Below are 11991 nucleotides of genomic sequence, written 5' to 3' on the forward strand. Positions count from 1 at the left end.
GGCCGGGTATAGGGTGCTCGGGCTGAGCTGAGACCTCGCCTCGTGCTGCGAGGCTTGAGCGTCGAACAGGTGAAAAAAAGCCGCGCCCGGGAGCGCGGCTGGTGGGCGCTGATCAGTCGATCGGTGCGCCCTTGTTGATCCAGGCGCCGAGCAGGTCGCGCTCCTCCTGGGTCATGTTGGTCATGTTGCCCAGCGGCATGATCTGGCTCGCGACGGCCTGAGCGTGGATCTTCGCGGCCTGCTGGCGGATCTGCTCAGGTGTATCGAACATCACCCCTGCAGGCGCTGCGCTGAACAGTGGGCTGCTCGGCTGAGCGGCGTGGCAAACGGTGCAGCGCTCGTTGATGATGCGATGGACTTTGGCGAACTCGCTGTTGCCGGTTTGCTCGGCCGGCGCTGCTGCAGCGGCCTGTTGAGCCTCAATGCTCTGCTCGCGCGGGCTGGTCGGCACGGCGTTGGGAACACCACCCTGACGGTTGGGCGCGGTGACGAACGCCAGGCAGATCATGCCGACTGCCGCAGCCGGCAGCGTCCAGGCGAAGCGGTTGCTGTCATGACGGGTGTTGAAGTAGTGGCGCACCAGTACCGCGAGTACCGAAATCCCGGCGAGGATCAGCCAGTTGTACTGGCTGCCATAGGTGCTCGGGAAGTGGTTGCTGATCATGATGAACAGCACAGGCAGGGTGAAATAGTTGTTGTGGCGCGAACGCAGCAGGCCCTTGGCTGGCAGCAACGGATCCGGCGTGCGGTTCTGTTCGATGGCCGCAACCAGCGCGCGCTGTGCCGGCATGATGATGCGGAACACGTTGCCAACCATGATGGTGCCGATCAGCGCGCCGGTGTGGATGTAGGCCGCGCGACCGCTGAACACTTGCGAATAAGCCCAGGCGGCGAAGATCACCAGGACGAACAGGATCAGGCCTAGCAGTGCGGGCTTCTTGCCTAGCGGCGAGTCGCAGAGCAGGTCATAGACGAACCAGCCGACGATCAACGAACCGAAGCCGATGGCAATGGCCATCGCTGGCGCCAGATCACTGCCAGGTGCGATCAGGTAAAGCGTGGGGTTGAGGTAGTAGACCACCATCAGCAGGGTCACGCCCGACAGCCAGGTGGTGTAGGCCTCCCACTTGAACCAGTGCAGGTTGTCCGGCATCTGTGGCGGTGCCAGCTTGTACTTTTCCAGGTGGTAGATGCCGCCGCCGTGAATCGCCCAGAGATCGCCCGACAGGCCGTCGCGGGGGTTGGCGCGGTTAAGGTTGTTTTCCAGCCAGACGAAATAGAACGACGCACCGATCCACGCGATGCCGACGATCATGTGAATCCAGCGAATAGTAAGGTTCAGCCATTCGGTCAGATGTGCTTCCACGATAATTACCTCTTGCACGGCTGGCACGCCAACCGTTGTTTCTTCTTATTTGACTCGTCGCAAGTGTCCCGCTTGTTCTGAAGCACGCATGTCTGGTGTCGGCTAGTCCACAGCCGCGCCAGTCATGCCCGCGCTGATCAATCGGTTGCCTGGCCGGAGTCCCGGTGGGGGTCGAGGAGAAGCTGCTCGTCCTCGGTGAAAAAATGCTCGTCGCAGTTGTTGCCAGAACCGCTGCGATCGACCACCAGGAATTCATCCCGCTTTTCGATCGTCAGCACCGGGTGGTGCCAGACGCCGCGGTGGTAATTGACGCCCTGCCTGCCGTTGCTGCGGAAGGCGCGGACGTTACCCGGTACAGGTGCATCGCCATGTGGCGCGACCACGACCAGAAAGGGGTTGCCGAGCAGCGGAATGAAAGCCTGGCTGCCCTGCGGATGTCGTTCGAGCATGCGAATGACCAGCGGCATTTCCAGCGCGTCCGCGGCGAAAATGCTGATGATGGCCTGGTCGTCCGGCTGCGCGGTCTCGACCGTCGCCAGCTTGTGATAGCGGCGGGTGGAACCGTTATTGATCATGAAGTAGTCGCTGCCTTCGGTTTCGATGACATCACCGAAGGGGGCAAAGGCTTCCTTGGTCAGCGGTTCGATCTTGAGTGTGCGCATGCTGTGCTCGTTATCTGAAAAATGTAGGAGCGAGCTTGCTCGCGATCCTCGGTTGCGTCATTCGCGAGCAAGCTCGCTCCTACAGGGTTATGTCTCTATGTCAGCGGCGAAATCTGGCCGATGCCGCCTGTAGGGTGGGCCGGGCGGCGCTCCGCTTCAGCCCACCATGGCTTAGTCACCGAGGCTCATGTGGTTAACCCGCGCTGAGAACCGGTGGGCTAAAACCCACCCTACAGCTACTACTTAACAGCCTTGCCAAACAACCGCAGCCGGCTGACACCGCCGTCCGGGAAGATGTTCAGGCGCACGTGGGTGATCGGGCCAAGCTTGGCAATTTGCTCGCTGAACTCGTGTTCGGCGTGCATTTCCAGCTTCTGGCTCGGCAGCAGTTCACGCCAGAACAGGCTCTGGGTTTCGATCTGGCTGTCGGTGCCACCTTTGACGTAGGCCGCCTGGATGCTGCAGCTATCCGGGTAGTTGCCCTTGAAGTGGAGGGTGTCGACGACGATGCGCTCGATCTCACCGGGAGTGCCCAGCGCGACGATGACCCAGTCGTTACCCGGCGTGCGGCGACGTGCGGTTTCCCAGCCGTCACCCATGTTGATCCCGCGGCCCGGGTTGAGGATGTTGCTCATGCGACCGAAATGCTCATCGGAACAGGCCAGCGCGCGGCCGCCGTTGAGGGCCGAGGCCAGGTCGAGCTGCTCGTTGTCGCCGACACTGCTCCAGTCACGGTACGGGATGCCGTGTACGCGCAGACGTGCTACGCCACCGTCCGGATAGATGTTGAAGCGCAGGTGGCTGACCGGCTTGTCGAACGCGATCTCATGGTAGTGATGGCTGTTGCCCTGCAGCTCTACCGCGGGAAGGATTTCAGTCCATACCGTGTTGTCGTCCGGATCGCCTTCGGCGAGGAAGCAGGCTTCCAGCGAAGCGGAGGGCGGGAAGTTGCCAGTGAAGAAGCTGGTGTCGATGTCGACGCCCTTGATCGAGCCGGGCACGCCGAGGCGAATGACCGCCTGGTCGAAGCCTTCGAAGCGCTTGCGGCGCGACTCCCAGCCGTCCATCCACTTGCCGTTGTCATCGAAAACGCCCTCCTTCCATACGGCCGGCGTCGGCTGGAACAGCCGGTTGACGTCGGCGAACCAGTCGTCTGTGACGGAGATGGCCCTGGTGCCCAGGCGGGCGTCGGCCAGGTTGACGTATTTTTCGAAAGGTACGGCGTAGCTCTTCATACGTTGTTCTTCTCTTCGTGTCGTCTGATGGTGCTTGCTTACATCGCCTGCAGACGGAACAGGGCGATTTTGTTGATCTCAGCCAGGGCCCGCGCGAACTCCTGATCCTGCGAGTTGTGCATGCGCTCTTCGAACGCCGCCAGGATCTGGTGCCGGTTGCTGCCCTTGACTGCCATGATGAAGATGAAACCGAACTTCGCCTTGTAGGCATCGTTCAGCTCGGTGAAACGGGTGAACTCTTCCGGTGTGCATTCATGGATGCCCGCACCGGCCTGCTCGGCGGTGCTTGATGCGGTCAACTCGCCCCGTACCGCGGCTTTGCCGGCAAGGTCCGGGTGGGCATTGATCAGCGCCAGCTGGGTGTCGTGATGGGCTGCCAGCATCGCCTGCGACATGCGGGTGTGCATCACCTCGACGTAATCGAGCGTCTCGTCCACGCCGGCCAGGAATACGGTGTCCGCCACCCACGGCGAATGCTCGTAGACGTCGGCAAAGGTTGCGATAAAGGCGTCGCGGTCGAGGGTGGAAGGCTTGATGGTCTTGAACGGGGTCATTAGCTGCGTTCCTGAATAAGCGGATGAGTCGAGTGCCAGTGGCGGGCGATGTCGACACGGCGGGCAAACCACACCTGCTCGTGACCCTTGGCGTACTCGATGAAGCGCTGCAGCGCGGCCATGCGGGCAGGCCGGCCCAGCAGACGGCAATGCATCCCAATGGACAGCATCTTCGGCGCGCCCTCACAGCCTTCGGCATAGAGCACGTCGAAGGCGTCCTTCAGGTATTCGAAGAAGTCGTCACCCTTGTTGAAGCCCTGCGCCTGGGTGAAGCGCATGTCGTTGGTGTCCAACGTGTAGGGGATCACCAGATGCGGTTTGTTTGGCGTCGATTCAGGGTCCCAGTAGGGCAGGTCGTCGTCGTAGGTGTCGGAGTCATAGAGGAAGCCGCCTTCCTCGCGTACCAGGCGGCGTGTGTTCGGCCCGGTGCGGCCGGTGTACCAGCCTAGCGGACGTTCACCGGTGATGTCGGTGAGGATGCGGATGGCCTCGAGCATGTGCTCGCGCTCTTGCGCCTCGTCCATGTACTGATAGTCGATCCAGCGATAGCCGTGGCTGCAGATCTCGTGGCCGTCGGCAACCATGGCTTTGATCACGTCGGGGTGACGCTGCGCAGCCATGGCCACCGCGAAGATCGTCAACGGAATATCGAATTTGCGGAACAGCTTCAACAGCCGCCACACGCCGGCACGGCTACCGTATTCGTAGAGGGATTCCATGCTCATGTTGCGCACGCCCTGCAATGGCTGGGCTGACACCATCTCGGACAGGAAGGCTTCGGATTCCTTGTCGCCATGCAGCACGCAGCGCTCGCCACCTTCTTCATAGTTGAGTACGAAGGACAGGGCGATACGGGCAGCGCCCGGCCACTGCGGATGGGGTGGGTTCTCGGCATAGCCGATGAGATCGCGAGGGTAGTCGGCGCTCACTGTTGTTATTCCTTGTCTGATCCGCGGGTCGCCGCTGTGAAGTGCCGACGACCTTCATGGCTCAATTGTATACAAAACGTTTTGCGGTTTGTAAATCAAAAAACCTGAAAATCTATTCGTCATGATCTGCGAGCGGCGCCTCTTCTCTCATGTTTTGTCCCGCCGGCCTTTGAGCCAGTCGCTTCCAGCTAATACCAACAGCAGGAAGCGGGCCAAAATGGTGATTTATAAACTGTGTACAATGTTATAAAAAACTGTCTTTATTTTTATCGGCGGGATGCTATGCTCGATCCATCTCCACCAATCACCACTAAGAGGAGGCGGGCATTGGCGATTGATCGCTGGTGCTGGAATCTATGGGACGTTTGACTACTCATGTACTGGATGCAGCCCACGGTTGCCCAGGCAGCGATATCCGCATCGAACTCTATCGTGTCGAAGGCGAACGCCTCGAGCTGGTTAAGACGAGTCAGACCAATAGCGATGGCCGTTGCGACTCGCCTCTGCTGGAAGGTGACGACTATCGTTCTGGCGTGTACCAATTGCAGTTCGCTGCCGGCGCCTACTACCGCGGGCGCGGCGTTGCGCTTCCCGAACCGGCCTTTCTGGATGTAGTGGTGCTGCGCTTCGGCATCAGTGCCGAGCAGGATCACTACCACGTGCCGCTACTGATTTCGCCGTATAGCTACTCGACCTATCGGGGTAGCTGATGGCCATGCCGCGTTTGCAGCGGCGCGGCGGTACTTCTCCCATGCGTTAAACCTTGACTCCCCCTGAGTCCCCGACCCGCCAGCGATGGCGGGTTTTTTTATTGAGGCAGGTGCATGGTGGGTACGCGCAGCATGCCCGCAGAGCTCCGTAGGGTGGGCGTTAGCCCACCGAAAGAACGCACTTCGCCGCCGGTGGGCTGACGCCCACCCTACGGTATTCCGTGGGTGCCTGGCAGCGGTGTGGACGGTGCTGAACTTCACCCCGCGCGACAAGCGCTTGTCGGCACCGATTCATGGCGCAGGTGCTCGCGTGTAATGAACTCAGCGTCCTCATCGACTCACCAACGAAGCCGCCCCTGCGCCCCCAAACAGCGCAGCGCTGGCGCGGTTGAACCAAACTTGCCCCTTGCCCGTGCGCAGGTAACGCGCCGCCCCATGTGCCCCCAACCCGTAGGCCAGCTTGCAACAGAGATCCAGAACCGCCCAGGTCAGGATCATCACCAGTAGCTGCGGCATGAAGGGCCGATCTGCACTGAGAAACTGCGGCAGGAAGGCGGCAAAGAACAGGATGTCCTTGGGGTTGCTGGCGCCAAGTCCGAACGCCCGCCAGAACAACTGGCGAAAGCGCGGGCTCACGTCGCTGCTTGTCACGCTTGGGCCGCTGGCGGGGCGGCGTGATTCCTGCCAGCTCTGCCACGCCAGATAGAAGAGATAAAACGCACCGATGATTTTCAGAGCGCTGAACACTTGCTCCGATGCCAGCAGCAGTGCGCCTAGCCCCAGCGCCGAAGCGCTGAGCAGGCAGATCGATGCACTGACCCCGCCGACAAACGCCGGCCAGGAACGTCGCAGTCCGTAGTTGAGGCTGTTGCTGATCATCAGCAGCGATAACGGGCCAGGGATCAGGATGACCACCAACGCCGCACTCGCGAACAACAACCAGGTTTCCAGACTCATCTCTGTGCTCCTCTTATATGGCGCACGTGCCGGCAGACGGCCGCGGCGTGCTGATCATAGGGCTGGTGACAACGTCGCTCAGCAGGTTTGTCTCAGGGCAGAACGTGCAAAAGCCCCACCGCCGAAGCGATGGGGCTCTGAGTTCGCCTGGCTTACAGGAAGGCGAACTTGGCGATGAAGATTACACACAACACATACAGGCTGATCGAGACCTTATCGCGCTGGCCTGTCAGCAGCTTGAGCGTCGCATAGGTCAGAAAGCCCAGCGCGATGCCGTTGGCGATGGAGAAGGTCAGCGGCATCATCACCACGGTGACGATGGCCGGGATGGTATCGGTATGGTCCTTCCAGTCGATGTGCGCCATGCCACTCATCATCAGCATCGCCACATAGATCAGCGCACCAGCCGTTGCGTAGGCAGGGATCATGCCGGCCAGCGGTGCGAAGAACATCGCGATCAGAAACAGCGCGCCGACGGTGACAGCCGTAAGGCCAGTGCGTCCACCCGCGGCAACGCCCGAAGCGCTTTCCACGTAGCTGGTCACTGGTGGACAGCCAACGAAGGCGCCCACGACGCTGGATGTGCTGTCGGCTTTCAGTGCGCGCGAGAGGTTCTGGATCTTGCCGTCTTCATCCACCAGATGCGCACGGTGCGCAACGCCCATCAAGGTGCCGGCAGTATCGAACATATTTACGAAGAGGAACGCCAGGATCACGCTGACCATGGTCACGTTCAACGCACCGGCGATATCCATGGCCAGCCAGGTTGGGGCCAGGCTGGGCGGCATCGATACCAGCCCGTTGTATTCGACCAACCCCATCGCCCAGCCGATTCCGGTCACTGCCAGCATGCTCAGCAGGATCGCGCCGAACACGTTGCGATGACTGAGCACTGCGATCATCAAGAAGCACACCGCGGCGAGCAGGGCGGTGGGCTCGCCGAACGAACCCATGGTCAGCAGGGTGGCAGGGCTGTCGACAACGATACCGGCGGTCTTGAGGCCGATCAGCCCGAGAAACAACCCGACCCCGGCACCCATTGCGAAGCGCAGGCTCATCGGAATGCTGTTGAGCAACCACTCGCGCAGACGGGAGAGGCTCATGATCATGAACAGGATGCCGGAAAGGAATACCGCCCCGAGGGCGATCTCCCAGCTATAGCCCATCTCGCCCACTACGGTATAAGTGAAAAACGCGTTGAGGCCCATGCCGGGCGCCAGGCCCACCGGCCAGTTGGCATACAGGCCCATCAACAGGCAGCCGAGCGCTGCACCGATACAGGTCGCGACAAAGGCTGCACCGTGGTCGATACCTGCATCGGCCATGATGTTGGGATTGACGAAGATGATGTAGGCCATGGTGACGAAGGTCGTCAGGCCGGCGAGCATCTCTGTCTTGATAGTGGTTCGGTGAGCGCTGAGTTTGAAAAATCGGTCGAGCAAGCCGGGGTTTTCTGGCTGCATGCCGAGGGCCGGCTGTTCCTGCTTGGTGGTTTCCACAAGGTGTTCCTCATCGTTCTTGTTGTCTATCACCCAGAGCAGCGCTCTCGAGGGCAGGTGATGGTGGGGCGCTTTCATTCGGTTTGTTGACCGAAAGGTCAGAAAGGCTTGACGCGATTATGCTTTTGTATACAAGAAATGCAACAGGCAATTCCCTAGCTGCCGCGTATTCCCTGATTCAGCTTGCGATGTGACAGGCGAAGGCGTGCGGATTAGCGCGGCCGCTTGAGTTATGGAAATATTATTGGTGCACTGATTGTGCACAATAAAATGCGCTTTATTTGCTTGTTTTCGTATTGGCGTCTCCCAGCTGCGTTACGAAAGGCAGTAAAGTTCGAACCTGCCGACCCCTCCGACGCGAGTCACCATGAACGAACAGTTGCAGCCTTTGAAAAAGCCGACACGAAGCGGCAAGGCCCGTACCGGGACCCAGGACGACATCGTTTACGCTCATATCTTTGATGCAATTCTTGAACAGCGACTGGCGCCGGGCACCAAGCTCAGCGAAGAGGCGTTGGGCGAGATCTTCGGTGTAAGCCGCACCATCATTCGCCGTGCCCTGTCACGGCTTGCCCATGAAGGTGTAGTGCTGCTGCGGCCGAACCGCGGCGCGGTGGTTGCCAGCCCGAGCGTTGACGAAGCGCGGCAGATCTTCTTTGCCCGGCGCATGGTCGAGCGGGCGATTACCGAGCTGGCTGTGCTGCACGCCAGCGCTGACCAGCTGAGCGAGCTGCGACAGATGGTGACCGATGAGCAGGACTGTTTCGCCCGCGGTGATCGCGGCGCCGGTATTCGTCTTTCGGGCGAATTTCACCTGAAGCTGGCCGAGGCCGCGAAGAACGCGCCGCTGGTCAGTTTCCAGCGCAGCCTGGTGTCGCAGACGTCGCTGATCATTGCCCAGTACGAAAGCGGCAATCGCTCACATTGCTCCTACGACGAACACAACCAGCTGATTGACGCCATTGCCGCGCGCGACAGCGAGAAGGCCGTGAGTCTGATGATGCATCACATGGATCACATCGACAGCAAGCTCAACCTCGATGAAGACAGCGCGTCAGACGATCTGCACGCTGTCTTTTCGCATCTCGCTCTGGCGAAGAAAAAGCCTCGCTCGGCACGTTAATTCTTGGCTGATTGCGCTGACGCGCCCTGCGTCAGCGTCGGCAGCTAATCGCTGCCGGCCATAGTGCCAGGCATGAGCACATAAAAATCCGCCCTTGTGGCCGATGCTCCGGTAGCGCGGCTGACACGTTGCCATGAGTTCTGACGGCCTTCGCTCTGGCGGTTTCAAGCTGCCAGAGTGCGCAGTTTTCCCTTTCTCCGATCCTCAATGCCCCCTCTGCGACCCTGTTGCGCGACTCTTGATGGATGCGCATAATGTTATGTTATAACTAATGCATAAATTCTTGATGCCCTCCGCCAGTACAGCCGTCGCACCGCCTTCGCGCTGGTGAAGATGGCTATGTTGAGCATGTCGCGGCATGGAACAACCGAATACCGAGGTAACAATGATTGAGTGCCATGGCTTGCAGTGGGGCGCCGGTGGCCGCGCTCTTACGCCCCCGCTGGATTTGCAGCTCGCCGCAGGCAGCCTGACCGCAGTCATCGGCAGCAATGGGTCGGGGAAAAGCAGCTTGCTCAAGGTGATGGCGGGATTGGACCGGCCCCTGGCAGGGCGAGTCGACGTGAACGTACCGCTTCTGGGAGGTGTGTCCTATCTGCCGCAACAACAGCATGTGGATCGGCAGTTCCCCATCCGCCTTGCCGAACTGGTCAGTGCCGGTTTCTGGCGCAGCCGGCTCGGGCGTAGCGAGCGTCAGGCGCGGCTGCGTCAGACGCTAATGGATTGGGGGCTGCTCGATCTTCAAACCCAGGGCTTACATGCGCTGTCCGGCGGCGAATTGCAGCGTGCCTTGCTGGCGCGTCTGAGCCTGACCGATGCCCAGGTGTTGTTGCTCGACGAACCCGAGGCGGCATTGGACGACGTGGGGCTGCGTTTGCTCTGGCAGCACGTCGAGCGCTGGCAACAGGAGGGGAGGACGCTGGTACTGGTCAGCCATAACCTTGCCGGGCTGGAGCGGAAAAACTGCGAGGGGTTGCTGATCGCGCGCAGCGGTTGCATCAGGGCACCGATCCGTCAGTTCATGGCCGAGCGGCAACGGCTCGGTCAGGTCGCGTGACGCCGGACATCCTCTGGGCTCCTTTCGGCGAGTTCGCCTTCATGCGCCGGGCCCTGTTTGGTGGCGTGGCGCTGGCCTGCAGTGCCGGGCCGCTGGGCGTGTTTCTGATCCTGCGTCGAATGAGCCTGATCGGTGATGCCATCGCCCACGGCATCCTGCCCGGTGCAGCATTGGCGTTCTGGCTGTTCGGCTTGAGCCTGCCAGCATTGACCGCGGGCGGGCTGGTGGCGGGCCTCGGTATGGCGGGCGCAGCAGCCTGGGTCACGCGGCGTACCGGGCTGCGCGAGGATGCCAGCCTGGCTGCGCTTTATCCGATTTCGCTAGCCAGTGGCGTGCTCCTGCTTGGGCTGGCCGGACGCAAGCTGGACCTGTTGCACCTGTTATTCGGCTCGGCGCTGGCGGTCGATACGACCACGCTGTACGGCATGCTCGGCACCGCGGTGTTCAGTCTGGTGGTGCTCGCGCTGAGCTATCGCGCCTTGGCGCTGGACAGTCTCGATCCGCTGTTCCTGCGCAGCATCAGTCGCTTCGGTCCACTGGCGCATGCCGCGTTCCTGACGCTGGTTGTGCTCAATCTGGTGATCGGCTTCCAGGCCATCGGCGCGCTGATGGTGGTGGGGCTGATGATGCTGCCCGCCGCAGCGGCGCGCTTCTGGAGCCGCAGATTGCTCGTCCTGCTGCCGCTTGCTGCGCTGATCGGTGCGGTGTGCGTGTGGCTCGGGCTACTGCTTTCCTTCTACGCCAGCCTGCCCAGCGGGCCGTGCATCGTGCTGTTGGCCGGCGTTTTTTATCTGGTCTCGGTGGTAGCCGGCCCGGTTCACGGCCTGCTGCGCTCGTCTCCATTTCCCATGACTGTTTGAGGTGCTCATCATTCGTTACCTGCTTTTCGCCCTGGCCTTGTGGCTGCCTTTGTCGTTGCAAGCGGCGGAAAAACTAAATGTGGTGACGAGCTTCAGCATCCTGGCGGATCTGACCCGCGAAGTTGGCGGCGACCACATTGACCTGATCAATCTCGTGGATGCCGACGCCGACGCTCATCTTTACGAGCCCAGCCCGGACGATGCCAAGGCACTGCTGCGCGCAGACCTGATCATTGGCAACGGCCTGGGCTTTGAGCCATGGCTGGAGCGCGTGCTCGCCAGCAGCGAGCCCACCGGCAAACGCATCAATGCCAGTGCCGGTGTCGTTCCGTTAATGCTGGATGAGGAAGGTGAGCGGGTGCCGGATCCGCATGCTTGGCAAAGCCTCACCAATGCCGAGATCTACGTGCGCAGCATCGCCAAGGCGCTTGGCGAGCTGGACCCAGCCCATCGCGATGTTTACGACGAGCGCCGCGATGCGTACCTGACCCGCCTGCATGCGTTGCTCAAGAAAGCCGATGCCCAGATTGCGAGCTTGCCGCCCAGTCAGCGCAAGGTGGTGACCAGCCATGATGCATTCGGCTACCTGGGTCAGGCTTGGCAGCTGGAATTCATCGCGCCGCAGGGACTGTCCACCCATGACGAGCCGTCGGCGGCTGACGTCGCCAGCCTGATCCGGCAGATACGCAGCGAAGGCGTGCGGGCCGTGTTCGTCGAGAATATCCGTGATCCGCGGCTGATCGAGCAGATCGCTGACGAGGCCGGAGCCACCGTCGGCGGCACCCTGTATTCGGATGCGCTGGCCAGCGAGGGGCCAGCCAGCACGTACCTTGGCATGTTCGAGCACAACCTCGACACGTTGATGGCCGCGCTGAAGCCGTAAGATGGATCGCGCTCCACCGATCACGCGTTCATTGAGCGTGGCGCAACTTGTTGGTGGATGTGAAAGCGACATCCACCCTTGTATCTCGACTACCACGCTATGTTGGGGTGATAGTTCCCGACTGATCATCGGGGGAAGGTCAGGAAGCCGTATCCA

12 protein-coding genes are annotated in these 11991 nt (G+C 61.0%); 5 read left to right on the forward strand and 7 right to left on the reverse strand.

The window, feature by feature from the left end; all coding sequences use genetic code 11:
• Nucleotides 1-112 precede the first annotated feature (112 nt).
• From ACIGHL_RS21275 to puuE, 5 genes are all read right to left on the reverse strand, one after another.
• Nucleotides 113-1366 (reverse strand): urate hydroxylase PuuD, encoded by a 1254-nt coding sequence (locus tag ACIGHL_RS21275; RefSeq protein ID WP_128121866.1) that lies wholly within the window; start codon nucleotides 1364-1366, stop codon nucleotides 113-115.
• Nucleotides 1367-1503: 137 nt separating this feature from the next.
• Nucleotides 1504-2028 (reverse strand): ureidoglycolate lyase, encoded by a 525-nt coding sequence (locus ACIGHL_RS21280; RefSeq protein ID WP_128121867.1) that lies wholly within the window; start codon nucleotides 2026-2028, stop codon nucleotides 1504-1506.
• 239 nt (nucleotides 2029-2267) lie between these two features.
• Nucleotides 2268-3263 carry an allantoicase gene (alc, locus tag ACIGHL_RS21285; RefSeq protein WP_128121868.1) on the reverse strand — a complete coding sequence of 332 codons (996 nt, stop codon included), beginning with the start codon at nucleotides 3261-3263 and terminating at the stop codon, nucleotides 2268-2270.
• A 38-nt stretch (nucleotides 3264-3301) separates the two neighbouring features.
• On the reverse strand, nucleotides 3302-3817 hold the full coding sequence (uraD, locus tag ACIGHL_RS21290; RefSeq protein WP_128121869.1) for a 2-oxo-4-hydroxy-4-carboxy-5-ureidoimidazoline decarboxylase: 516 nt from the start codon (nucleotides 3815-3817) through the stop codon (nucleotides 3302-3304).
• Nucleotides 3817-4746, reverse strand: a complete 930-nt coding sequence (puuE, locus tag ACIGHL_RS21295) for an allantoinase PuuE (RefSeq protein ID WP_128121870.1) — start codon at nucleotides 4744-4746, stop codon at nucleotides 3817-3819. Before puuE ends, uraD begins: the two co-directional genes overlap by 1 nt.
• Nucleotides 4747-5102: 356 nt before the next feature.
• On the opposite strand from puuE, the gene uraH reads away from it, so the two are divergent.
• Nucleotides 5103-5456, forward strand: a complete 354-nt coding sequence (gene uraH / locus ACIGHL_RS21300) for a hydroxyisourate hydrolase (protein ID WP_128121871.1) — start codon at nucleotides 5103-5105, stop codon at nucleotides 5454-5456.
• A 330-nt stretch (nucleotides 5457-5786) separates the two neighbouring features.
• Here uraH and ACIGHL_RS21305 read toward each other — a convergent pair whose 3' ends face one another.
• Entirely contained in the window at nucleotides 5787-6413 is a 627-nt protein-coding gene (locus ACIGHL_RS21305; RefSeq protein WP_216707204.1) for a LysE family translocator, read from the reverse strand.
• 152 nt (nucleotides 6414-6565) lie between these two features.
• Nucleotides 6566-7912, reverse strand: a complete 1347-nt coding sequence (locus ACIGHL_RS21310) for an NCS2 family permease (protein WP_128121878.1) — start codon at nucleotides 7910-7912, stop codon at nucleotides 6566-6568.
• A 367-nt stretch (nucleotides 7913-8279) separates the two neighbouring features.
• Here ACIGHL_RS21310 and ACIGHL_RS21315 point away from each other — a divergent pair, with 367 nt between their 5' ends.
• The 4 genes from ACIGHL_RS21315 to ACIGHL_RS21330 all read left to right on the forward strand — a co-directional run bounded on the left by ACIGHL_RS21315 (nucleotide 8280) and on the right by ACIGHL_RS21330 (nucleotide 11835).
• Entirely contained in the window at nucleotides 8280-9035 is a 756-nt protein-coding gene (locus ACIGHL_RS21315; RefSeq protein ID WP_128121873.1) for a GntR family transcriptional regulator, read from the forward strand.
• Nucleotides 9036-9420: 385 nt separating this feature from the next.
• A complete protein-coding gene (locus tag ACIGHL_RS21320) occupies nucleotides 9421-10092 on the forward strand; it encodes a metal ABC transporter ATP-binding protein (protein WP_128121874.1) in 672 nt (223 codons plus the stop codon).
• 41 nt (nucleotides 10093-10133) lie between these two features.
• The gene (locus ACIGHL_RS21325; protein WP_181690061.1) at nucleotides 10134-10952 is read left to right on the forward strand and encodes a metal ABC transporter permease; all 819 of its coding nucleotides are present in this window, start codon (nucleotides 10134-10136) and stop codon (nucleotides 10950-10952) included.
• A gap of 10 nt (nucleotides 10953-10962) precedes the next feature.
• Complete coding sequence (locus ACIGHL_RS21330; RefSeq protein ID WP_128121879.1) at nucleotides 10963-11835, forward strand: metal ABC transporter substrate-binding protein; 873 nt, start codon at nucleotides 10963-10965, stop codon at nucleotides 11833-11835.
• The last annotated feature ends 156 nt before the right edge of the window (nucleotides 11836-11991 follow it).

It is taken from the genome of Pseudomonas sp. NPDC077451 (assembly GCF_044543345.1).
Lineage (GTDB): Bacteria > Pseudomonadota > Gammaproteobacteria > Pseudomonadales > Pseudomonadaceae > Stutzerimonas.